The organism is Mycobacterium sp. UM_CSW, from assembly GCF_000455205.1.
In the GTDB taxonomy this organism is placed as follows: Bacteria; Actinomycetota; Actinomycetes; order Mycobacteriales; family Mycobacteriaceae; genus Mycobacterium.
This window is the reverse complement of record NZ_AUWQ01000016.1, coordinates 1-22,335: the sequence shown is the minus strand read 5'-3', so window position 1 is coordinate 22,335 and position 22,335 is coordinate 1. Positions and strand designations below refer to the sequence as shown.

Genomic DNA, 22,335 nt, shown 5'->3' with positions numbered 1-22,335 from the left:
ACCGACTTCCACCGTTGGGGTTGGGCGCCATCGCCAACAGTACAAATATGTATCGGCCCTGCCCGATTGCACCGGCCGACGTTACGAAGGTGCGATGATGGTTTGATGCCGCCCGAAGATCCGGAGGACTACGTAGCACCTGCAGCGCAGCGGGTGCGTGCCGGCACTTTGCTGCTCGCCAACACCGACCTTCTCGAGCCGACTTTTCGGCGCAGCGTGATCTACATCGTCGAGCACAACGACGGCGGCACACTGGGTGTCGTGCTCAACCGGGCCAGCGAGACCGCGGTGTACAACGTGTTGCCGCAGTGGGCCAAGCTGTCCGCCAAACCCAAGACGATGTTCATCGGCGGGCCGGTCAAGCGCGACGCGGCACTTTGCCTGGCGGCGCTGCGGATCGGCGCCGATCCGGAGGGCGTGCCGGGCCTGCGGCATGTGGACGGCCGGATCGTCATGGTGGATCTGGACGCCGACCCTGACCTGATCGCTCCCCTGCTCGAAGGGGTGCGCATCTTCGCCGGCTACTCCGGCTGGACCATCGGTCAGCTCGAGGGTGAGATCGAACGGGACGACTGGATTGTCTTGTCCGCCTTGCCATCTGACGTGCTGGCCGGGCCGAGGTCCGATCTGTGGGGGCAGGTGCTGCGCAGGCAACCGCTGCCGCTGTCGCTGCTTGCTACCCACCCGATCGACGTCAGCAGAAACTAGCCCGTTTCGTCCGGCGCGGCCGAGATCGCCGACGGCGCCGGGCCGGCCTCGTCGGCGTCGCGCGCCAGCCTGCTGGCTATCACCGCGCAGACCACCAACTGGATCTGGTGAAAGATCATCAACGGCAACATGGTCAAACCGACCGTGGCCGCCGGGAAAAGCACCAGCGCCATCGGAAGCCCGGACGCCAGGCTCTTTTTCGAGCCGCAGAACAACAGGACGATCGCGTCGCCACGGTCCAGCCTGGCCAGCCGGCCGACGGCCGTGGTGACGCCCAGCACCACTGCCAGGAGCACGGCGGCGACGACGGTCACCGAGATCAGGCGCCACACATCGACACTGACCCAGATCCCCTTGACGACGCCCATCGAGAAGGCGGTGTAGACCACCAGCAGGATGGATCCGCGATCGACCACCTTCAGCAGTGCCGCGTACCGGGTAATGAGCCCGCCCAACCATGGGCGCGCCAGCTGGCCCGCCGCGAACGGCAGCAACAGCTGCACCATGATGTCGCGAATCGCGGTGCCGTCGACCCGCGGCGCGCCGGTGGTCGTCATCAACAGGACCACCAGCAGTGGCGTCAGCACCACGCCGAGGATGTTGGACAACGACGCGCTGACGATGGCGGCCGAGACGTGCCCCCGCGCGATCGAGGTAAACGCGATGGACGATTGGACTGTCGACGGGACAAGGCACAGAAACAGCAGGCCGTTGTAGAGGTCGATGGTCAGCACCGACGGCACCAACGCTCGGGCGGCCAATCCCAGCACCGGGAAGAGAACGAACGTCGTTGCCAGCACCAGCAGGTGCAGCCGCCACTGTCGGACACCGTGCCAGGCCTGCTGGGGTGACAGGCGGGCGCCATAAAGGAAGAACAGCAACGCGATCGCCGCTTTCGCCGCGACCGACACGGCATCGGTCGCTTCACCGCGTGCCGGGACGAGGGCGGCCAACGCAACGGTCGCCCCCAGCGCCAGCAGGAAAGTATCGATCGGCAACGCCGACAGCCGTTTCAACATGACGGCTCGAGCGGAAAGGGTGTCAGTGGCAAGACTGTGTGCAGACGGCGCAGCTGCCGGCGCAGTCGGGCGCCGCGGCTTCACTGCGCAGCGCGAAACGCGCGCTCTGCCACGACCCGGTGGCCAGCGTCCCCAGGGCGCCGGCGACGCAGATGATCAACACGACCAAACCGGTGTCGGGGGAGGCGGCCAGGGCCACCACACCGCCAGCAGCAAACATCACGGCGGCCGCCAACTGGGGCGGGGCCATGGCGCGCAACGCCAATTGGGTGCCGCCGACGCCTTCGGTGGTCTGGTTGTGGGAGAGCGACCAGGTCCCGAACCCGGCGGAGGCCAACGCCGCACACATGCACACCACGCCCGCGATCAACATGGCCTCACAATACGAGTCCGAAGGCACGCCCGCGCGCCGGGCTCGAGCAGCGTTCGTTTCGCGGCTGATTAACGCCCTTGCAGGAACGAGAAGTTCGGCAGCGGCGGCAAACCCGGCACCATGGTCAACAGGTTCGGTGTCGGCCGGGGTGCGACCACCTGGTTGGGTGCTACCGGTTGCGAAGGAAGCCCGACCGGCGCCGCTCCGACCGGCGCCGCTCCGACCGGCTGGGGGGGAAGCCCGACCGGGGCCGCGGCGGCTGCTTGAGCGGGAATGCCGACCGGGGCCGCACCGGCGCTCGGTCCGGGTACGGCTGCGGCGGTTCCGGGCGCGGTCACCCGGAAGCCATTGACGATCGCGTCGGTCGCCGGCGCGTCCGCGACGGCCACCGCACGGTCGGTGGTCACCGACATCGACACCAGGTACTTGTCGTGTCCGGACGTCGCGATCACGTGCCGGCGCGACGTGTTGAGCAGCATGTCGCCGTCGCGGTAGGTGCCCTCGATGATCGACGACGGGAAGCCGCCGAAGTCTGCCATCGAGGCGTTCGTGGTCTGCCACAGGGGAAGTTGCTGGCTGTCGACGAAACCGTGGGTGATGGCCTCTTTCGGATCGAAGTTACCGACCAGCTTGTACACCACCACCTGCGCGTTCGAGGTATAAATGCTGGTTCCGTGCCGGTCGGCGATCACCGCGAACGCGTCGGGCACATTGGGGTCGGGCACCTGCGTCCAGCGGGTGGGCAGCGGCAGCGTGATGTCCAGCGCATTGAAGCCCTGGGGTTTCTGCGCCTCCAGCTTGACGCCCTTCGACTGGAAATAGTCACGCAGCGTTCCCGAGACGCCAGGTGTCTGCGCCGGGGGCAGCGGCGCGGCCGGTGCGACGGCCACGGGCGCGGGTGCCGCCGGCGCGACGGCCGGGGTTGGCGCCACCGGATTTGCCGCCGGGGGAGCGGCGAGCAATCTGTTCCCGGGGACCTGTACGGGGGCGGCCGTGACGTTCTGCGGTGCCGGCGCCACGACGGCGGGGACGGGCGGCGGTGCGGGGAGCGCGGGCAGTACGGGATCTGCCGAAGCGGTGGCGCCCGCGAACGCGGTGACGCCGATCGCACCGGCGGCCAAACCTCCGGTTAATACCCGCACGGTACGGGCGATGTGAATCATCTGCGTCGATCCTTCCCATGGCCCCGGGTCCCAGCACCCGTCGTAGAGGCTGACTGTAACCACAGGTCAAACGCGCTGGATACCGTCGAAATCGACCTGGGATGAAGCTCTGATCGGCGCGCAACGCAACCGAGACCAACCTGTGGCCGGCAAGCCGGTCCGGTCGGCCCTTATACCCTGTTCAGGTGACCGAATCCCCGACCACGGCGCCTGGGGCCACCCCGGCCGCCGCCGCGCCGGACTCCGATGCGCCGCCGTTTCGCTACACCGCCGCGCTGGCGGGCCGCATCGAGAGCACCTGGCAGCAGAACTGGGCGAAGCTCGGCACGTTCAACGTACCCAACCCCGTCGGTGATCTGGCTCCGACGGACGGGCGGCCCCTGCCCGAGGACAAGTTGTTCGTGCAGGACATGTTCCCGTATCCATCGGGTGACGGACTGCATGTCGGGCACCCGCTCGGCTACATCGCCACCGACGTCTACGCTCGGTACTTCCGGATGACCGGCCATAACGTGCTGCACGCGTTGGGCTTTGACGCGTTCGGGCTGCCCGCCGAGCAATACGCGGTGCAAACCGGCACACACCCGCGCACCAGGACCGAAGCCAACATCGTCAACTTCCGGCGCCAGCTGGGCCGGCTGGGCCTGGGCCACGACACCCGGCGCAGCTTCTCGACCACCGACACCGAGTTCTACAAGTGGACCCAGTGGATCTTCCTGCAGATCTACAACGCGTGGTTCGACCCCGCCGCCAACAAAGCGCGGCCAATCGCCGAGCTGATCGCCGAGTTCGATTCCGGCGCAAGGCGTCTCGACGACGGCCGCGACTGGGCAACGCTGACCGCGGGGGAGCGGGCCGACGTGATCGACGGCCACCGACTGGTCTACCGAGCCGACTCGATGGTGAACTGGTGCCCGGGGCTGGGCACGGTGCTGGCCAACGAAGAGGTCACCGCCGACGGGCGTAGCGACCGCGGCAACTTCCCGGTGTTCCGCAAACGGCTGCGGCAGTGGATGATGCGCATCACTGCGTATGCCGACCGGCTGCTCGACGATCTCGAGCTGCTCGATTGGCCGGAACAAGTAAAGACGATGCAGCGCAACTGGATTGGCCGATCGACCGGGGCCCAGGCGCTGTTCTCGGCGATCACCGGCGATGGCTCGGCGGTCGACATCGAAGTGTTCACCACTCGGCCCGACACGCTGTTCGGCGCGACGTACCTGGTACTGGCGCCCGAGCACGACCTGGTCGACGAACTCGTCGCCGCCGCATGGCCCGACGGCACCGACCCGCGGTGGACCTACGGCGCCGCCGCACCGGCCGACGCCGTCGCCGCCTACCGCCGCGCGATCGCCGCGAAGTCGGACCTCGAACGCCAGGAGAGCAGGGAGAAGACGGGCGCCTTCCTGGGCAGCTACGCGACCAACCCGGTCAACGGGAAACCCGTTCCGATCTTCATCGCCGACTATGTGCTCGCCGGCTATGGCACCGGGGCGATCATGGCGGTGCCCGGCCACGACCAGCGCGACTGGGACTTCGCCCACGAGCTGGGCCTGCCGATCGTGGAAGTCATTGCCGGCGGCGATATCTCGCAGGCCGCGCATGCGGGCGACGGTGTGCTGGTCAACTCCGGCTACCTGGACGGCATGGATGTGGCGACGGCCAAGGAGGCGATCACCGCTCGCCTGGAGGCCGATGGCCGGGGGCGGGCGCGCATCGAATTCAAGCTGCGCGACTGGCTTTTCGCCCGGCAACGTTACTGGGGCGAGCCGTTCCCCATCGTCTTCGACAGCGACGGACGGCCGCACGCGCTCGATGAGTCCACACTGCCGGTCGAGCTGCCCGACGTGTCGGACTACTCGCCGGTGTCGTTCGACCCCGACGACGCCGACAGCGAGCCGTCGCCGCCCTTGGGCAAGGCGACCGACTGGGTACACGTCGAGCTCGACCTGGGCGATGGCCTGAAGCCCTACACCCGGGACACCAACGTGATGCCGCAGTGGGCCGGCAGCTCCTGGTACGAGCTGCGCTACACCGACCCGCACAACTCAGAACGGTTCTGCGCCAGGGAAAACGAGGCGTATTGGATGGGCCCGCGACCCGCCCAGCATGGCCCGCAGGATCCCGGCGGGGTCGACCTATACGTCGGGGGCGCCGAACACGCGGTGTTGCACCTGCTGTACTGCAGGTTCTGGCACAAGGTGCTGTACGACCTGGGCCACGTGACCTCCCGCGAGCCCTATCGCCGGCTGGTCAACCAGGGCTACATCCAGGCCTTCGCGTACACCGATTCGCGCGGGTCGTATGTCCCGGCGGAGGAAGTGATCGAACGCGGCGGCCGATTCTTCTATCCGGGACCCGACGGCGAGATCGAGGTCGCCCAGGAATTCGGGAAGATCGGTAAGAGCCTGAAGAATTCGATCTCTCCGGACGAGATCTGCGACGCGTATGGTGCGGACACGCTGCGGGTGTACGAGATGTCCATGGGGCCCTTGGAGGCGTCGCGGCCGTGGGCGACCAAGGACGTGGTCGGCGCGCACCGCTTCCTGCAGCGAGTGTGGCGCTTGGTGATCGACGAGCAGACCGGCGAGACTCGGGTCGCCGACGACACCGGCCCACTGGGTACCGAGACCCTGCGGTCGCTGCACCGCACCATCGCCGGAGTCGCCGAAGACTATGCGGCGCTGCGCAATAACACCGCGGCGGCCAAGCTGATCGAGTACACCAACCACCTCACCAAGGAGCACCGCGACTCGGTGCCGCGTGCGGCGGTCGAGCCGCTGGTGCTGATGCTGGCGCCGCTGGCCCCGCATATGGCCGAGGAGCTCTGGTCGCGGCTGGGCCACGGCGCCTCGTTGGCGCACGGGCCCTTCCCGCAGGCCGACCCGGCGTACCTCGTCGAAGAAACCGTGGAATACCCGGTGCAGGTGAACGGCAAGGTGCGCGGGCGCGTGGTGGTGGCCGCCGACGCCGATGACGACACTCTGAAGGCCGCGGCCATGGGCGACGAGAAGGTGCAGGCGTTCTTGGCCGGCGCCGCGCCGCGGAAGGTGATCGTGGTGCCCGGTCGGCTGGTCAACCTCGTCGTCTAGGCCGGAGCACCACCTCGTGCAGGTGACCATCCGGCGGCGTCGCCACCGCGTTTGCGACCGCCGCCGCGACGGTTTCGGGCTGGAGGAAGTCGGCGGGGTCGTACTGGCCACCCTCGAACTCCACGAGTTCACGCTGCATGCCGGTAGCGGTACGCCCGGGATAGATCGTGGTCACCCGGAGGTCGGGCTCACTCTCGCGCAGTGAGTCGGCCAGGGCGCGGAGCGCAAACTTGCTCGCCGAATAGGCGGCCATGTTCGGCGAGGCCTTGCGTCCGGACCCGGAATTGATGAACACGACCTGGCCGTTGGCGCTGCGCAGCGCGGGCAGTAGCGACAGCGTAAGGGCCACCGCCCCAAAGACATTCACCGTGAAGGTGGCTCGCCACTCGTCGGTGTTGGACTCGGCGAGAGGGCCGGGGATGGATACCCCCGCGTTGTGCACCAACACGTCGAGTTCGTCGATGATTTCGCAGCTGGCCTCGATCTCGTCCGGGTCGGTCAGATCGAGCGGAAACGTCGTGGCGCCGAGCCGCTCCGCGACGGCGTCGAGCCGATCGGAAGGCCTGCCCGCCAAGAGCAGGGTGTGCGTCGGCGCCAAGGCCGCGGCGATCGCGGAACCGATGCCGCCGCTCGCGCCAGTGATGAGTGCGGTGGGCATGACCACAGTGTACGGCAGTTACCAATCCCCTTGGGGATCAAGCACTTTCAGGCCTGCTTGCGCGCCGGCGGCTCCCCGGCGGGCGGCGATTCGCCGCAGCCCAGGCGTTCCAGCGGCGCCAGTGCACGTGCCAGGGTGTTCAAGTCGGACTCGGGCAGCTGGCTGAGCATCGCGGCCAGGGCGGCGTGCCGATTGGCCAGCGATTCGCCGTGCACGGCCCGTCCCCGCGGCGTGATGTCGACGAGCACCGCTCGCAGGTCGGAGGGGTCGCGCGAGCGTTTCACCAGCCCGATCTTCTCCAGCCGGCGGATCGCGACCGTCGTGGTCGGGGTGCGCACCCGTTCGTGCGCGGCCAGGTCGGTCATCCGGATGGGGCCCTGGTCGAGGAGCGTAATCAGGATGGACAGCTGCGCCAGGGTCAGGTCACCGGCCACCACCCCGCTGGGATCGCCGCGGCGCAGAATCGAAAACAATTTGGACAACGCGCGGTGCAAACCTTCCGCAAGCTCCGTCACCTCGGGTGCGGTGGATTCGCTGTCCGCCATAAGTCGGCAGTCTAACCCGATATGCGTGGCGTACAAGGGAGCTATTCCGGACCAGTTATCGACGTTTCAAAGGACTTGGGACAAGAACCGCTGCAGGCGCTCCGTCTTGGCGGCTTCGAATATCTGCTCCGGGGGGCCCGATTCCAGGACCTTGCCGTGATCCATAAAAACGACGGTGTCGGATGCCGACCGGGCAAAGCCCATTTCGTGGGTGACGACGATCATCGTCATGCCGTCGGCGCCGAGGTCGGCGATGAGTTGCAGAATGCCCTTGACCATTTCGGGATCGAGCGCCGAGGTCGCCTCGTCGAAGAACATCACCTGCGGCGCCATGGCCAGCGCGCGGGCGATCGCGACCCGTTGTTGTTGGCCACCGGACAACATGGCGGGGCGGGCATCTGCCTTGTGTTTCAGGCCAACTCGGTCGAGCTGAGCGAGCGCAAGGTCGCGGGCCGCGTCTGCGGAAAGCCGCCGCAGCTTGCGCGGCGCCAGCGCAACATTCTTCAGCACGGACAGATGCGGGAACAGATTGAAATGCTGGAACACCATGCCGATGCGCTGGCGCAGCTCGTTGGGATCGTCGCGCAACACCGACCTGCCGTCGAGCAGGATGTCGCCGCTGTCGGGCTCATACAGTCGGTTCAGGGTGCGCAACAGCGTCGACTTGCCGCTACCGGACGGTCCGATGACTGCCACCGTGGTGCCCGCGGGGGCCTCGAAATCGACGCCGCGCAGCACCAAGTTTCCACCGAGCGTCTGGTGAACATCCTTGGCCGCCAGCGATACTGGCGCGCGGTGCGCGACAGTCGCCGTCACGTCATCTCCTGGCTTAACGGCGTCGCGAGCACATGGTCGTGGTCTTCCGGCTTGGCGGCGGAGCGGCCGCGGCGAAGCCGGCCGTCTATGTAGTTCACGAAATGCGTTAACGGAATGGTCAATATCAGATAGAAGAGACCCGCGGCGACCAACGGCGACAGGCTGCCGGTCTGCGCGTTGAGGTCACGGCCGACCTGAAAGAGCTCTCGCTGTTTGGCGACCAGGCCGAGGAAGTACACCAGGGCGGAGGCCTTCAACAGCCCGATGGCCTGATTGACGAGGGCCGGCAGCACCCGCCGTATTCCCTGCGGCACCACCACCAAACGCATCGCGGTCGCATAGCTGAACCCGAGTGCGCGGGAGGCCTCGAGTTGGCCGGGGTCGACGCTTTGAATCCCCGCGCGCAGAATCTCGCCGATGTAGGCGGCGGCCATCAATCCCAAGGCCGCGATCCCTAACGGGTAGGGGTTCTTGTGCGTCAGCCCGCCGACCAACGGCCCGACGCCCATCCCGATGATCAGGATGATCACCACTTCGGGCAGACCGCGGAAGATGTCGGTGTAGATCCGCGCCGGCCAGCGCAGCCAGCGTGAATGCGAGATGCCGGCCATTGCCAGCAGCATCCCCAGCGCCAGGCCGATAACGAGCGCGCTGTTGGTCAGGATCATCGTGTTGGGCAGGCCGACGGTGAGAAGAATCGGGATCGCCTGTCGATACAGATCCCAGTCGAAGAACGACTCACGCAACTGGTCCAGCGTCGACATCGGCGCGGCCGGGCCCACCGGTTCGCGGTGGTGGCTCGCGGCGATCGCGGCGAAGTCCGGCAGGTGTGGGGTGGGAGCCGCTTTAGATCCGGGTTTCCAGCCGGGCGGCATCGTCCGCGGTACCCATTGGCAGTACAGGTTCGCCCAGGTGCCGTCGGCGATGACGGCGTCCAGCCCGGAATTCAGCGCGTCGATCAACGGCTGGTTGTCCTTGGCGACCGCGTAGGCCACGAAGCTGCCTCGGCTGAAGGTGTTGGCCACCACCACCGCCGGGTCGCCCGGTCGAATTATGGTTGAGGCCAGGGTTCCGGGCGCCACCCACGCATCGAGCTGGCGGGTCTTGAGATTCGCGTACAGGGTGGCGAAGCCGGGAAACTTCACCGGCTGCAGGTGCAGGTGGTCGACGACGTACGCCTCCTCGACGGTGCCCTGGACCACGCCGATGCGCTGGCCCGCCGCGAGATCGCTGAAATTGTGGATCGCCGAACCGGGCGGGACCACGAGCGAATAGAAGCCGAAGTCGTAGCCGTTGGTGAACGAAACCGTGCGACGGCGCGCATCGGTGGCCTTCACCGACGCCGATCCCACGTCGAAACGCCGCGATGCCACCTGGGCGAGCAGCGCGGAGAAGTCTGTGCTGACAAAGTGGACCTGGAGGCCAAGCTTCGCCGCGATGGCCCGCAACAGCTGGTTGTCGAAGCCGCTGAATTCGCCGGTGGGATTGATGCAGATGTTGGGCGGGGCGTCCGACAGCGTGCCGACCGTCAGGACGCCCGGTGTGCTCAGCCCCAAGGCGCCGGCGTCCACCGACCCGAGCGGCTCGACGGTGGCCGTGGTGTTCCGGTCGTCGTCATCCGTAGCTGGGTGCTCGGTCAGATCCTTCGGTAGGACGCGGGCGCTGTCCAAGCCGCCCGGCGCGCATTGATTCCAGTCGGCGGCGGCGGGTGCGGCCATTGCCAGGCCGCAGACAATCAGCATTGTCGTGGCCAGTGCGAAGAGCTTTCGGCACATGGGACGCCGGTCCAGGCGCGAACTCATCACCGCTACCGTATCGGCACACCGGCGACCTGGCGCGCCGGAAAGAGATTTACAGCGCGATCGACGGTTCGTCCTCGGCCGCCTCCGCGCCGGCCAGTACCCGAAGCGGGCCCGCGACGACTTGGCCGATGTCATCCGGCGCGGAGAACACCCTGCGTCGGAACAGCTCGGTCAGCATGGTCTGGGCCATGAGGTTGGACCGGCCGACGCACGCCGCGCGCGCGGCCTCCGGGTCCCGCCGGTGAATCGCGGAGGTCTCGTCTTCGTAGAACGGCAACATGTCGTCGCGGCTGCACTGGTAGGTCATCCAGAACACGCGGGGGATGAGGTTTTGCGAAGCGCGGATGGTGGCGTGCAGCCGCGGGCCCGCGTATTCCTCGTTGATCGTGCGCCGGTATTCCCCGGCGATTTCCGAAAAGGCGCGGGATTCTTTGGCGGAGCGCAGCGATCGCATCAGCGTATCGAGCTGTCCCAGGATCCGGGGCGTGGGGTTGGTGGCCGCGCGCGCCGAAGCAATGCCGTTGAGCAGGCCGTCGAGTTCGTGATGTTCGAGCACGGTCGCTTCGTCGAAGCGCTCGACGAATGCGCCCCGGTGATAGCGGGTGGACACGATCCCGTCGTGTTCCAGCTGCACCAGCGCCTCTTGAATCGGCACTCTGCTGACCCCTAGACCGACCGCGATCTCGTTGCGATCGACGCGGTCGCCGCTGCGAAGTTTCCCCGTCAGAACCAGGTTGAGAATGTGCGAAACCACCTGGTCTTTTTCTTTGACCCCGTATTTCTTTGGCATCCGTTTCTTGAGTGCCTTTCCAACCGGTTCGGTCCACCTAGCGCAGAGAGTTTCTCATGTCTTGGCGCAGTGTTCAGCTCTTTGGTGGATGAATCGAAAGCAAAACGGGAAGCGAATTCGAGCAGCGGTCCTCAGCGTCCGTCGCGCCACTTGCACAGCGCCTCGGCGGCGCCGAGGTCGTAATCCGGACCGCCGCAGCCGACGGTCAGCATCGTGACGCCGAGGTTCACCAGCGCTTCGGCATTGGCGATCAGCTGGCCCCCAGAAACGTCGCCGCTGACCGCGGCCGAGCGTTCGATCGCGGCCGGGTCACGGCCGACGTCGGCGCAGTGCCGCTCCAGGACGGCGGACTTGGCCGGGAGCTCGTCGGCGGAACTGAAGCTGTGCCAGACGTCGGCGTACTCGGCCACCAGCCGCAGGGTCTTGCGTTCACCCCCGCCGCCGATGAGCACCGGGATGTCGCGGGTCGGCGGCGGATTCAGCTTGGCCAGCCGCTCCTTGATCCGCGGCAGGGCGCCCGCCAGGTCATCGAGGCGGCTGCCGGCGGTGCCGAATTCGTAGCCGTACTCGTCGTAATCCTTTTGCTTCCAGCCCGAACCGATCCCCAGGACGAGTCGGCCCGCGGATATGTGGTCGACCGTGCGGGCCATGTCGGCGAGCAATTCGGGATTGCGATAGGAATTGCACGTCACCAGCGCACCGATTTGGATGCGTGACGTCTGTTCGGCCCAGGCGCCGAGCATCGTCCAGCATTCGAAGTGTGGGCCGTCGGGATCGCCGTAGAGCGGGAAGAAGTGGTCCCAGTTGAAGGCGATGTCGACGCCGATGTCTTCACAGCGGCGAACCGCGTCGCGGAGCTGGCCGTAATGCGGGGCGTGCTGGGGCTGCAATTGCACGCCGATACGGACGGGACGGTCGGAAGTCATAGCGCCACTCCTCCTCATCGCTGCGCTCTGCATCGTCGTTGGCGCGGGTCATAACACCCACCGTAGGCTCAGCCCGCGTCGAGCACTCCGCGCAGGATCTCGATGAGCGCGCGGGGTTGGTCGCTCTGCACGGAATGGCCCGAATTGTCGACCACGTGCGCCGCGCGGAAATTGCTTGCGCGCCTGGCTAATTCGGCGGCGTCGTCGTCGGTGACGAAGCCCGACGAGCCGCCGCGGATGAGGGTGACGGGTGCCGACAGCCCGTCGACGTCGTCCCACAGGCCGTCGAAGTCGGGGAACTTGCGGATGGCGTCGTAGCGCCAGGACCAGTTGCCGTTTTCGAGGCGGCGGGAATTGTGGAAGACGCCGCGGCGCAGCGCCTTGACCTCGCGGTGCGGTGCCGCCGCGATGGTCAGGTCGAGCATGGCCTGGAAGCTGGGGAACTCGCGCTCACCGTGCATCAGCGCAACCGTGCCCTGCTGCTCTTTCGTCAGCTCGGAGTGGCGTTGTAACGCCGACGGGGTGACGTCGATCAGGACGAGTTCGTTCACGAGTTCGGGTGCCACCGCGGCCAGCCGGATCGCGGTCAGCCCACCGAGCGACATTCCGACGACGAGGTCGGCGCTCGGCGCGTGCTCGCGCACCGCCGGCAACAGGGCGTCGGCGTTCAGCTGCGGCGAGTAGTCGCCATCCTCGCGCCATGCCGAATGCCCGTGCCCGGGCAGATCCAGGGCCAGCGCCGGCTCACCGAGACCGACGATCACGGTGTCCCAGGTGTGCGCGTTCTGGCCGCCGCCGTGCAGGAAGACGATTCGCGGGGGACGGTCCAACGAAGGGGCGCCCCAGCGGAGCGCGCTGATCCTGCGCTCCGAGGCGCCGGACTCGACTCGCTCCACGTCGGGCAGCGGACCCGGAACGCCGGCCTGCTCAGCGTTTTCGGTAAGGAGCGAGAACTCCGACAATTCGGCCAGTCGGTCCTCAGATATCTCGGTCACGGTCTAAAGACACTACTTTGGACCGCGGGATGTGCGTCCAGGGTTTTGCCCGTGCATTCGGGGCGCCCTGAGCTCCCATCGAAAGCCCTCACCGCACACGCGCCGCCGTCAGCGCACGCGTGAACGCCCGCAAAAAGGAAGCGTGCGGTGAGGCCACGCACCGCGACCCCACCGCACACCGGTACGGAGAGTTACCCCTCGATGATGAACTCTTCGAGTTGGGCCCGCGCGATGTCGTCGGGCAGTTGCTGCGGCGGGCTCTTCATCAGGTAGGCCGACGCCGGCACCACCGGGCCGCCGATGCCGCGGTCCTTGGCGATCTTCGCCGCGCGCACCGCGTCGATGATGACCCCGGCCGAGTTTGGCGAGTCCCACACCTCGAGCTTGTATTCGAGGTTCAGTGGAACGTCACCGAACGCGCGGCCCTCCAGCCGCACGTAGGCCCACTTGCGGTCGTCGAGCCAACCAACGTGGTCGGACGGGCCGATGTGCACGTCCTTGGTCTTGAACTCGCGCTGCAGGTTTGAGGTGACCGCCTGCGTCTTGGAGATCTTCTTGGACTCCAGCCGCTCGCGCTCGAGCATGTTGAGGAAGTCCATGTTCCCACCGACGTTGAGCTGCATGGTGCGGTCCAGCTGCACGCCGCGGTCCTCGAACAGCTTGGCCATGACGCGGTGGGTGATGGTGGCGCCGACCTGACTCTTGATGTCGTCGCCGACGATCGGAACGCCGGCGTCGGCAAACTTCTTGGCCCACACCGGGTCGGAGGCGATGAACACCGGCAGCGCGTTGACGAACGCCACGCCCGCGTCGATCGCGCACTGCGCGTAGAACTTGTCGGCCTCCTCGGAGCCCACCGGCAGGTAGGACACCAGCACGTCGACGTTGTTCTCCTTGAGGACCTTGACCACGTCGACCGGCTCGGCGTCGGACAGCTCGATGGTGTCGGCGTAGTACTTACCGATGCCGTCAAGGGTCGGACCGCGTTGCACCGTCACGTTGGTGGGCGGCACGTCGGCGATCTTGATGGTGTTGTTCTCCGACGCGAAGATCGCCTCCGACAGGTCGAACCCGACCTTCTTGGCGTCGACGTCGAACGCGGCCACGAACTTGACGTCGCGGACGTGGTACTGGCCGAATTTCACGTGCATCAGGCCGGGCACCGTGCTGTTCTCGTCGGCGTCGAGGTAGTACTGCACGCCCTGAACCAGCGACGAGGCACAGTTTCCGACGCCGACGATGGCGACTCGTACCTCTGTCGACGCCTCGGGCGCCCCGAACGGCTTGTGGTCACTCATAGGGCGTTCTCCTAACTTCTGTTACTTCTGTCTTGGGTGTTCTGGTAGCGGGTTCGTGCAGGGGTTTCACGTCTGTTCGGATAGGCCTGGCATCGCCCGCTCCGCCGCGATCAGCTCGTTGAGCCACTTGACCTCGCGCTCGCTGGACTCGAGCCCGAGCTGGTGCAGCTGGCGGGTGTAGCGGTCGAACGAGCTGCTCGCCCGCGCCACCGCTTCGCGGAGCCCTTCACGGCGCTCCTCGACCTGGCGGCGACGGCCCTCCAGGATGCGCATCCGCGCCTCCGCCGGCGTGCGGTTGAAAAAGGCCAGGTGCACGCCGAAGCCGTCGTCGGTGTAGTTGTGCGGACCGGTGTCGGCCACCAGCTCGCCGAAGCGCTGCCGGCCCGCGTCGGTCAGTTGGTAGACCCGACGAGCCCGCCGGACCGGGGTGCCGGCAGGCGCGGCGTCCTCGGCAATCAGCCCTTCGGCCTGCATGCGCCGCAGGGCTGGGTACAGCGATCCGTACGAGAAGGCCCGGAATGCGCCGAGCAGGCCCGTCAACCGTTTACGTAGTTCATACCCATGCATGGGCGACTCGATCAGGAGTCCCAGGATGGCGAGCTCAAGCATCGAATACACCCCCTCGAAATGGCTAGGAACGACTAAGTACGGCTCGTATGGCTGGCTGATTGCTTTGACCGACTTAACGGTCCGACGCCTCGCGTCATCGTATCGTTTCGATATATTCGCCACAACACTACCTGCCGTTGGTGCGCTATTCGTCACACCGCCGCGGGGATCGCTAGGACGGCAGATTGATGCGTTTGATGGTGCCGTCACCTGCGAAAACGATGTATCCACCGCCGTAGTCGCCCGACACGTACACCGATAGCGAGAGCGCGCCCGGGGTGGTGGGGTCGGTCGAGGGATCGATCACCAGATAGGTGGTCTTGACGTCGGACTGCTTCATCCGGAGGCTCTCCGGGGCGCCGCGCACCAGGCCCACGGCGGCGGCGATGTCGAATTTGGAGAGGTCGACCGGGACGGGACCGTCGGTGCCGCTCTTGGCCGAGCTGGTGGGGTCTCCCCATCCGCCGCGGTAGTCGTAGGCCAGCATGCGCCGGTCGTCGGAGGGGTCGGGGCGGTCGAGCACCGCGTAGGTCGGGTAAATCACCAGCCGGAACCCCATGGTGTCGCCGAACCTTTTACGCGTTTGCTCCATCAGACCCGTGAGGCCGCCGACCGACAGCAGCTGTGTGGGCGGCGTCAGCACCACCGGGGCGACGCCGTCGGGCTTGGCTCCGGGGTCCGTCGTGAAATCCAGCGGCGAGCGGGTGTTGCCGTAGACGGCCCAACCGATGCCGACGCCCAGCAGGACCGCCACGAGCAAGGCGGCGGCCACGCCGCGCCACCCACCGAACTTCGGCAGCATCGATGAGGTTGACGCCCACGGGTGGGCCGTCGACTGCAGCCCGGCGGTGTCGCCCTGCAGGTCGTCCACCAAGGCCCGCAGTTCGCCCAGCGTGACCGCGTTGGTGGCCGCGCTGACGCGTTCCCGGTGCTCTTGATCGGATATCTCGCCGTCGTTCAGGGCAGTGTCGAGGATCTGGCAGGCGTCCTGCCGGTCGCGGTCCTTGGCGCGGGTCGTCGACGTGGCGCCGGCAACCGCGCCGCCGCGCGCCGTCGTCCCGAGCAATTTCGCCACGCCGATGATCGTAGAAGTCCCGTCCCGATCCGGCACAGGACGCCGACGGTCGATCGTCGCGGCGCGGTCCGGCGACGGCGTCGGTTGCGTATCGGCGGTGCGGGCGGCCACGTACTCTGGTCAGCGTGCGACTGCAGCGACAAGTGGTGGACTACGCGCTTCGGCGGCGCTCCCTGCTCGCCGAGGTTTATTCGGGCCGCACCGGTGTATCCGAGGTGTGTGACGCCAATCCGTATTTGCTGCGCGCCGCGAAATTTCACGGGAAACAGAGCCAGGTGATGTGCCCGATCTGCCGCAAGGAGCAGCTGACCCTGGTGTCGTGGGTGTTCGGCGACCACCTGGGCGCGGTCTCGGGATCGGCGCGCACCGCCGAGGAGCTGGTGCTGCTGGCGACCCGCTTCCCGGAGTTTTCCGTCCACGTGGTGGAGGTGTGCCGAACGTGCAGCTGGAACCACCTCGTGAAGTCGTACGTGATGGGTGCGGCGCGCCCCCCGAAAGGCACCGGCGGCACCCGGACGGCGCGCAACGGCGCCCGCACGGCCATTGAGTAACGAAGGGCCCCACGACCAGTCGCCCAGTGACCTCAACGGATCGGCGACTGAGCGCGTGGGCAAGCACGCGAGCACCGACCGGCCCGGCACCCCTGACCGTCCGGATCCGCAGCGGCGCGAGGCGCCCCAAGCGCCCGGCCGCCGCCGCCCGGTTCCACCCGACGACCGGTTGACCACGATCCTGCCGCCCGTCGTCGATGACCGCGCCCCCCGCCGGCCCGACCCGGTCCAAGAGGTGAAGGCCGCACTCGACCGCCCCGCGTCCGTGCCCCTGCAAAGCGACCCGATCGAAGAGGTCAAGGCCGCGCTGGACGGACGGGCGACCGCCCCGCGCCGCGGCGAGCCGATGTCCGGGCGCCGCCCGCCCGAAGGGCCCCCACCCCCGCCCCGAGGGCCCGTTGGGCCCGGTGGGCCGGGCGGACCCGGCGGACCCGGTGGACCTGGTGGCAGAGCCCCACGACCCGGGGTGGACTGGAGCTGGACCCAGCAGATCAACTGGTTGTGGGTGCGACGCGCCGCCTACATCACGGCGGCGGCGCTGGTGCTGCTGCCGATCGTCACCTTCACCATGGCGTACTTCATCGTCGACGTGCCCAAACCCGGCAATATCCGCACCAACCAGGTCTCGACGATCCTGGCGAGCGACGGCTCGCAACTCGCCAAAATCGTTCCGCCCGAGGGGAATCGGGTCGACGTCAACATCAGCCAGGTGCCGGTGCATGTGCGTCAGGCGGTGATCGCCGCGGAAGACCGCAACTTCTATTCCAACCCGGGTATTTCGTTCACCGGGTTCGCGCGGGCGGTCAACAACGACCTGTTCGGCGGCGACCTGCAGGGCGGCTCGACGATCACCCAGCAGTACGTGAAGAACGCGCTCGTCGGTTCGGCGCAGCATGGGTTCAGCGGGCTGATGCGCAAGGCCAAGGAATTGGTCATCGCGACCAAGATGTCGGGGGAGTGGTCCAAAGACGATGTCTTGCAGGCCTATCTGAACATCATCTACTTCGGCCGCGGGGCCTACGGCATTTCGGCCGCCGCGAAGGCCTATTTCGACAAGCCGGTCGAGCAGCTCACCGTCTCCGAGGGAGCGCTGTTGGCGGCGCTGATCCGGCGGCCCTCCTCGCTGGATCCCGCCGTCGATCCCAAGGGCGCTGCGGAGCGGTGGAACTGGGTTTTGGACGGCATGGTGGAAACCAAGGCGCTGTCGCCGAGCGACCGCGCGGCACAGGTGTTTCCGGCGACGTTGCCGCCCGATCAGGCCCGCGCGCAGAACCAGACCACCGGGCCCAACGGGCTGATCGAGCGCCAGGTGACCAAAGAGCTGATGGAGCTGTTCAACATCGACGAGCAAACCCTGAATACCCAGGGGCTGCAGATCACCACGACGATCGACCCGAAGGCTCAGCAGGCCGCAGAGAAGGCGGTGTCGAAATACCTTGACGGGCAGGACCCCGACATGCGGTCCGCTGCGGTGTCGGTCGATCCGCACACCGGCGCGATACGCGCCTACTACGGCGGTTCGGACGCCAACGGTTTCGACTTTGCTCAGGCCGGGCTGCAGACCGGATCGTCGTTCAAGGTGTTCGCTCTGGTTGCCGCGCTGCAACAAGGTATCGGGCTGGGCTACCAGGTAGACAGTTCACCGCTCACCGTCGACGGGATCAAGATCACCAATGTCGACGGGGAGAGCTGCGGGACCTGCAATATCGCCGAGGCGCTGAAGCTTTCGCTCAACACCGCCTACTACCGGCTGATGCTCAAGCTTAAGGGGGGACCGCAGGCCGTCGCCGACGCCGCACATCAGGCGGGCGTCGCGACCAGCTTCCCCGGTGTCGCGCACACGCTGTCCGAGGACGGCAAGGGCGGACCGCCCAACAACGGAATTGTGTTGGGCCAGTATCAAACCCGGCCCATCGACATGGCATCGGCGTACGCCACACTGGCCGCGTCAGGTGTCTACCACCGGCCCCATCTGGTGCAAAAGGTCGTCAATGCCGAAGGCCAGGTGCTGTTCGATGCCGGCAACTCCGACAACAACGGCGAGAACCGCATCGACAAGGGCGTCGCCGACAACGTCACCGCCGCGATGGCGCCGATTGCCGGCTATTCGCGCGGGCACAATTTGGCCGGCGGGCGGCCCTCGGCCGCCAAGACCGGGACGGTGCAGCTGGGCGACACCCAGGCGAACAAGGACGCCTGGATGGTCGGATACACGCCGTCGCTGTCGACGGCGGTCTGGGTGGGCACCGTGCAGGACAATGTGCCGCTGGTGACGGCCTCGGGCGCGGAGGTCTACGGTTCCGGCCTGCCGTCGGACATTTGGAAGGCGACCATGGACGGCGCCCTTAAGGGCACCCCCAACGAGACCTTCCCCAAGCCGAGCGAGATCGGTGGCTATGCCGGCGTTCCCGCCGCCCCGCCCCCGCCGGCACCGCCCGCGGTGAGCGTCATCCAGCCCACCATCGAGGTGGCGCCCGGCATCACGATTCCGGTCGGCCCGCCAACGACGATCACCAACGCGCCCCCGTCGCCCGGAGGCACCCAGCCGGGTGGCCCGCAACCACCCGGCGTCCCGCCGGGCGGCCCGCAAGCGCCTCCGCCGCCGCCGTGACCGGCGCGCGGCAGCAGGACAGCACCATCTCACCGCGGCCCCTGGCCGCCGATCTGCGCAGCGCCGACAATCGCGATTGCCCCAGCCGCACCGACGTTTTGGGCGCGGCGCTGGCCGACGTCGTCGGCGGACCGGTGGGCCGCCACGCGCTCATCGGTCGCACGAGGGTGATGACGCCGGTGCGGGTCATGTTCCTGATCGCGCTGGTGTTCCTGGCGCTCGGCTGGTCGACCAAGGCGGCGTGCCTGCAAAGCACCGGCTCGGGGAGCGGCGACCAGCGGGTCGCCAATTGGGAGAACCAACGGGCCTACTACGAGTTGTGCTATTCCGACACGGTGCCCCTCTACGGCGCGGAGTTGTTGAGCCAGGGCAAGTTCCCGTACAAGTCGAGTTGGATCGAGACCGACGGCAGCGGCGCGCCGCAGACGCGCTACGACGGCCGGCCGGCCGTGCGCTACATGGAGTATCCGGTGCTGACCGGGGTCTACCAGTACGTGTCGATGGCGGTGGCCAAGACCTACACCGCGCTGAGCAAGGTCGCCCCACTGCCGGTGGTGGCCGAGGTGGTGATGTTCTTCGACATCGCGGCGTTCGGGCTGGCGTTGGCCTGGCTGGCGACCGTCTGGGCGACCGCGGGCCTGTCGGGCCGGCGCATCTGGGACGCCGCCCTGGTGGCCGCCTCGCCGTTGGTGATCTTTCAGATATTCACCAACTTCGATGCTTTGGCAACGGCTTTCGCGATGGGCGGGCTGTTGGCCTGGGCGCGGCGCAGACCGGTGTTGGCCGGTGTGCTGATCGGATTGGGTGCCGCGGCCAAGCTCTACCCGCTGCTGTTCCTGGGCCCGATGCTGGTGCTGGGTGTCCGGACCGGCCGCCTCGGCGCCCTGGCGCGCACGGCGGCGACGGCCGCGGCGACGTGGTTGTTGGTGAATCTGCCTGTGCTGGTGCTCTTTCCGCGCGGTTGGTCCGAGTTCTTCCGCCTCAACACGCGGCGCGGCGACGACATGGATTCGTTGTACAACGTGGTGAAGTCGTTCACCGGCTGGCGCGGGTTCGATCCCGGGCTCGGCTTCTGGCAGCCGCCGACCGTATTGAACGCGGTCGTTGCGGTGTCGTTCGCGCTGTGTTGTGCCGCGATCGCGTATGTCGCGCTCACCGCCCCGCGACGCCCGAGGCTGGCGCAGCTGGTGTTCTTGGTGGTGGCGGCTTTCCTGTTGACCAACAAGGTGTGGAGTCCCCAGTTCTCGTTGTGGTTGGTGCCGTTGGCGGTGCTGGCGCTGCCGCATCGCCGAATCCTGTTGGCGTGGATGACGATTGACGCACTGGTCTGGGTGCCGCGGATGTACTTCCTGTACGGCAACCCGAACCGCGGGCTGCCGGAGCAGTTCTTCACCACGACGGTGTTACTGCGCGACATCGCGGTTGTTGCGCTGTGCGTGCTTGTTCTCCGGCAGATCTACCGGCCCGAGGAAGACCTGGTGCGCTGGGGCGGGCGCGTCGACGATCCGGCGGGCGGCCCGTTCGATCGCGCCTCCGACGCACCGCCCCGCTGGTTGCCCGACTGGCTGCGCCCGCCGGGCGTGCGCCGCCCGACGGCACCGGCAGCCGAACCGGACAAGGAAGCGGTGGCCGCGTCGCCATGACCCGCGCCGACGACGATGATGCCGGCGTAGCCGGGATGTGTGGGGGCACCTCCCGCTTGCGGGGGAGAGTGGCGCCATGACCGTCGTCGCGATCCCGCTGTTCCCGCGGTTCACCGCCTTGGACGCCGTGGGCCCGTACGAAGTGCTGCAATGCATTCCATCGATCGAGGTCGTGTTCGTCGGGCACCGCCGCGGCGAGGTCCGCACCGAAAACGGCATGCTCGGCGTCGCCTGCGATGCGGCCTTCGACGAAGTGGCCGCCCCTGACGTGGTGGTCGTGCCCGGCGGCATCGGAACCCGCCAGCTGATCCACGACGACGCGATTCGCGCCTGGCTTCGATCGGTGCACCCCAACACCACGTTCACCACCTCGGTGTGCACCGGGGCGTTGTTGCTGGCCGCCGCCGGCCTGCTCGACGGGCTCACCGCGACGACCCATTTCAGTGCTGCGGATTTGTTGAACGAGTTGGGCGCGCGTTACGTGCCCGAACGAGTTGTCGAGCACCTGTCGCAGCGAATCATCACCGCCGCGGGTGTGTCCAGCGGCATCGACATGGCCCTACGGTTGGTCGAGCTTCTTGTCGACCGAGAGGCCGCGCAAGCCTCCCAATTGTTGATCGAATACGACCCGCAGCCGCCGTTCGACTCCGGTTCGCTCGCCAAGGCCGACGGCGCGACGAGGGCCAGGGCGAAGGAGTACTCCCAACGCCGGAAGTAAGCACCCGCTGGACGGATTTTTCGGGCCGGCCCCCCGTCCGGTACCCTGGTGCGGTTGCCGACGCAGGCGACCCTCCTGCCACGGAACGACCGTGGCCGCACAGACCAGAGGAGGTGGTGAGGTTTCCATGCGTCCATACGAAATCATGGTCATTCTTGACCCCACGCTCGACGAGCGCACCGTTGCCCCGTCCTTGGAGACGTTCCTCAACGTCGTCCGCAAGGATGGCGGGACCGTCGACAAGGTCGACATCTGGGGCAAGCGCCGCTTGGCCTACGAGATCGCCAAGCACGCCGAGGGCATCTACGTCGTCGTCGACCTGAAGGCCGAGCCGGCGACGGTATCCGAGCTCGACCGCCAGCTCAGCCTCAACGAGTCGGTGTTGCGCACCAAGGTGATGCGCACCGACAAGCACTGACTGCCGAGTGTCGTCGGAGCTGCGTACGCTCAGCGGGAACACACTGATGTCTATCCCCCGTCCAAAGGCGACGAAAAGGGTGGAACGAGGAGGAACCTGTGGCTGGTGACACCACAATCACCGTTGTCGGCAACCTGACCGCCGACCCCGAACTGCGGTTCACTCCCTCGGGTGCCGCCGTGGCGAACTTCACCGTGGCGTCGACGCCGCGTATCTATGACCGCCAGAGCGGGGAATGGAAGGACGGCGAGGCGCTGTTCCTGCGGTGCAACATCTGGCGGGAGGCCGCCGAGAACGTCGCGGAAAGCCTCACTCGCGGTGCCAGGGTGATCGTCACCGGGCGGCTCAAGCAGCGTTCGTTCGAGACCCGCGAGGGCGAAAAGCGCACGGTCGTCGAGGTCGAGGTCGACGAGATCGGACCTTCGTTGCGGTACGCCACGGCAAAGGTCAACAAGGCCAGCCGCAGCGGCAGCGGGGGCGGCGGCTTCGGCGGGGGCGGCGGCTCGCGCCCGGCGGCGGCCCCGG

Annotated in this window: 21 protein-coding genes; 8 read left to right on the top strand and 13 right to left on the bottom strand. The window is 67.3% G+C overall.

Annotated features, from left to right (window positions below):
* Positions 1–105: 105 nt before the first annotated feature.
* Positions 106–708 carry a YqgE/AlgH family protein gene (locus tag N415_RS07310; RefSeq protein ID WP_152531273.1) on the top strand — a complete coding sequence of 201 codons (603 nt, stop codon included), beginning with the start codon at positions 106–108 and terminating at the stop codon, positions 706–708.
* On the opposite strand, the gene N415_RS07305 is transcribed toward N415_RS07310, so the two are convergent.
* From N415_RS07305 to N415_RS07295, 3 genes are all read right to left on the bottom strand, one after another.
* A complete protein-coding gene (locus N415_RS07305; protein ID WP_068178978.1) occupies positions 705–1,724 on the bottom strand; it encodes a bile acid:sodium symporter family protein in 1,020 nt (339 codons plus the stop codon). The genes N415_RS07310 and N415_RS07305 overlap by 4 nt on opposite strands.
* Positions 1,725–1,749: 25 nt before the next feature.
* Positions 1,750–2,100, bottom strand: a complete 351-nt coding sequence (locus tag N415_RS07300) for a hypothetical protein (RefSeq protein WP_068178932.1) — start codon at positions 2,098–2,100, stop codon at positions 1,750–1,752.
* A gap of 68 nt (positions 2,101–2,168) precedes the next feature.
* Complete coding sequence (locus tag N415_RS07295) at positions 2,169–3,263, bottom strand: LpqN/LpqT family lipoprotein (protein WP_068178929.1); 1,095 nt, start codon at positions 3,261–3,263, stop codon at positions 2,169–2,171.
* A 185-nt stretch (positions 3,264–3,448) separates the two neighbouring features.
* Between N415_RS07295 and leuS the strand changes: the two genes are divergently transcribed.
* Entirely contained in the window at positions 3,449–6,355 is a 2,907-nt protein-coding gene (gene leuS / locus N415_RS07290; RefSeq protein WP_068178926.1) for a leucine--tRNA ligase, read from the top strand.
* On the opposite strand, the gene N415_RS07285 is transcribed toward leuS, so the two are convergent.
* From N415_RS07285 to N415_RS07240, 10 genes are all read right to left on the bottom strand, one after another.
* A complete protein-coding gene (locus N415_RS07285; protein ID WP_068178923.1) occupies positions 6,339–7,013 on the bottom strand; it encodes an SDR family oxidoreductase in 675 nt (224 codons plus the stop codon). The two genes, leuS and N415_RS07285, sit on opposite strands and share 17 nt — an antisense overlap.
* A 47-nt stretch (positions 7,014–7,060) precedes the next feature.
* Positions 7,061–7,558, bottom strand: a complete 498-nt coding sequence (locus N415_RS07280) for a MarR family transcriptional regulator (RefSeq protein WP_068111922.1) — start codon at positions 7,556–7,558, stop codon at positions 7,061–7,063.
* A 66-nt stretch (positions 7,559–7,624) separates the two neighbouring features.
* A complete protein-coding gene (locus tag N415_RS07275) occupies positions 7,625–8,374 on the bottom strand; it encodes an amino acid ABC transporter ATP-binding protein (protein WP_068178921.1) in 750 nt (249 codons plus the stop codon).
* Positions 8,371–10,176 carry an ABC transporter substrate-binding protein/permease gene (locus N415_RS07270; protein ID WP_068178918.1) on the bottom strand — a complete coding sequence of 602 codons (1,806 nt, stop codon included), beginning with the start codon at positions 10,174–10,176 and terminating at the stop codon, positions 8,371–8,373. The genes N415_RS07275 and N415_RS07270 overlap by 4 nt, the downstream gene beginning before the upstream one ends.
* 49 nt (positions 10,177–10,225) lie before the next feature.
* Positions 10,226–10,966, bottom strand: a complete 741-nt coding sequence (locus N415_RS07265) for a GntR family transcriptional regulator (RefSeq protein WP_068178915.1) — start codon at positions 10,964–10,966, stop codon at positions 10,226–10,228.
* Between the two features lie 131 nt (positions 10,967–11,097).
* Positions 11,098–11,892, bottom strand: a complete 795-nt coding sequence (locus N415_RS07260; protein ID WP_068178912.1) for an LLM class F420-dependent oxidoreductase — start codon at positions 11,890–11,892, stop codon at positions 11,098–11,100.
* A gap of 68 nt (positions 11,893–11,960) precedes the next feature.
* The gene (locus tag N415_RS07255) at positions 11,961–12,887 is read right to left on the bottom strand and encodes an alpha/beta hydrolase (protein WP_068178909.1); all 927 of its coding nucleotides are present in this window, start codon (positions 12,885–12,887) and stop codon (positions 11,961–11,963) included.
* A 191-nt stretch (positions 12,888–13,078) separates the two neighbouring features.
* Complete coding sequence (locus N415_RS07250; protein ID WP_068178905.1) at positions 13,079–14,185, bottom strand: inositol-3-phosphate synthase; 1,107 nt, start codon at positions 14,183–14,185, stop codon at positions 13,079–13,081.
* Between the two features lie 66 nt (positions 14,186–14,251).
* Positions 14,252–14,794, bottom strand: coding sequence for a PadR family transcriptional regulator (locus tag N415_RS07245; protein WP_068111901.1), 543 nt, complete (start codon positions 14,792–14,794; stop codon positions 14,252–14,254).
* 172 nt (positions 14,795–14,966) lie between these two features.
* Positions 14,967–15,869 carry a DUF1707 domain-containing protein gene (locus tag N415_RS07240; RefSeq protein ID WP_068178975.1) on the bottom strand — a complete coding sequence of 301 codons (903 nt, stop codon included), beginning with the start codon at positions 15,867–15,869 and terminating at the stop codon, positions 14,967–14,969.
* Between the two features lie 125 nt (positions 15,870–15,994).
* On the opposite strand from N415_RS07240, the gene N415_RS07235 reads away from it, so the two are divergent.
* The 6 genes from N415_RS07235 to N415_RS07210 form a co-directional block, all read left to right on the top strand.
* Complete coding sequence (locus N415_RS07235; RefSeq protein WP_068178901.1) at positions 15,995–16,420, top strand: DUF5318 family protein; 426 nt, start codon at positions 15,995–15,997, stop codon at positions 16,418–16,420.
* A gap of 55 nt (positions 16,421–16,475) precedes the next feature.
* A complete protein-coding gene (locus N415_RS07230) occupies positions 16,476–19,031 on the top strand; it encodes a transglycosylase domain-containing protein (protein WP_068178898.1) in 2,556 nt (851 codons plus the stop codon).
* Entirely contained in the window at positions 19,028–20,674 is a 1,647-nt protein-coding gene (locus tag N415_RS07225) for a glycosyltransferase family 87 protein (protein WP_068178896.1), read from the top strand. Before N415_RS07230 ends, N415_RS07225 begins: the two co-directional genes overlap by 4 nt.
* 76 nt (positions 20,675–20,750) lie before the next feature.
* Complete coding sequence (locus N415_RS07220) at positions 20,751–21,392, top strand: DJ-1/PfpI family protein (RefSeq protein WP_068178893.1); 642 nt, start codon at positions 20,751–20,753, stop codon at positions 21,390–21,392.
* Between the two features lie 127 nt (positions 21,393–21,519).
* The gene (rpsF, locus tag N415_RS07215) at positions 21,520–21,810 is read left to right on the top strand and encodes a 30S ribosomal protein S6 (RefSeq protein ID WP_044509152.1); all 291 of its coding nucleotides are present in this window, start codon (positions 21,520–21,522) and stop codon (positions 21,808–21,810) included.
* Between the two features lie 98 nt (positions 21,811–21,908).
* Positions 21,909–22,335 (top strand): single-stranded DNA-binding protein (locus N415_RS07210; RefSeq protein WP_068178889.1); only part of this gene is annotated, 427 nt, incomplete at its 3' end.

What these genes read in the sequence shown, in the direction of transcription:
- N415_RS07310 (WP_152531273.1), top strand. Translation starts at nt 106, where the DNA reads ATGCCGCCCGAAGATCCGGAGGACTACGTAGCACCTGCAGCGCAGCGG.
- N415_RS07300 (WP_068178932.1), bottom strand. Translation starts at nt 2,100, where the DNA reads ATGTTGATCGCGGGCGTGGTGTGCATGTGTGCGGCGTTGGCCTCCGCC.
- N415_RS07295 (WP_068178929.1), bottom strand. Translation starts at nt 3,263, where the DNA reads ATGATTCACATCGCCCGTACCGTGCGGGTATTAACCGGAGGTTTGGCC.
- N415_RS07285 (WP_068178923.1), bottom strand. Translation starts at nt 7,013, where the DNA reads ATGCCCACCGCACTCATCACTGGCGCGAGCGGCGGCATCGGTTCCGCG.
- N415_RS07280 (WP_068111922.1), bottom strand. Translation starts at nt 7,558, where the DNA reads ATGGCGGACAGCGAATCCACCGCACCCGAGGTGACGGAGCTTGCGGAA.
- N415_RS07270 (WP_068178918.1), bottom strand. Translation starts at nt 10,176, where the DNA reads ATGAGTTCGCGCCTGGACCGGCGTCCCATGTGCCGAAAGCTCTTCGCA.
- N415_RS07265 (WP_068178915.1), bottom strand. Translation starts at nt 10,966, where the DNA reads ATGCCAAAGAAATACGGGGTCAAAGAAAAAGACCAGGTGGTTTCGCAC.
- N415_RS07260 (WP_068178912.1), bottom strand. Translation starts at nt 11,892, where the DNA reads ATGACTTCCGACCGTCCCGTCCGTATCGGCGTGCAATTGCAGCCCCAG.
- N415_RS07250 (WP_068178905.1), bottom strand. Translation starts at nt 14,185, where the DNA reads ATGAGTGACCACAAGCCGTTCGGGGCGCCCGAGGCGTCGACAGAGGTA.
- N415_RS07245 (WP_068111901.1), bottom strand. Translation starts at nt 14,794, where the DNA reads ATGCTTGAGCTCGCCATCCTGGGACTCCTGATCGAGTCGCCCATGCAT.
- N415_RS07220 (WP_068178893.1), top strand. Translation starts at nt 20,751, where the DNA reads ATGACCGTCGTCGCGATCCCGCTGTTCCCGCGGTTCACCGCCTTGGAC.
- rpsF (WP_044509152.1), top strand. Translation starts at nt 21,520, where the DNA reads ATGCGTCCATACGAAATCATGGTCATTCTTGACCCCACGCTCGACGAG.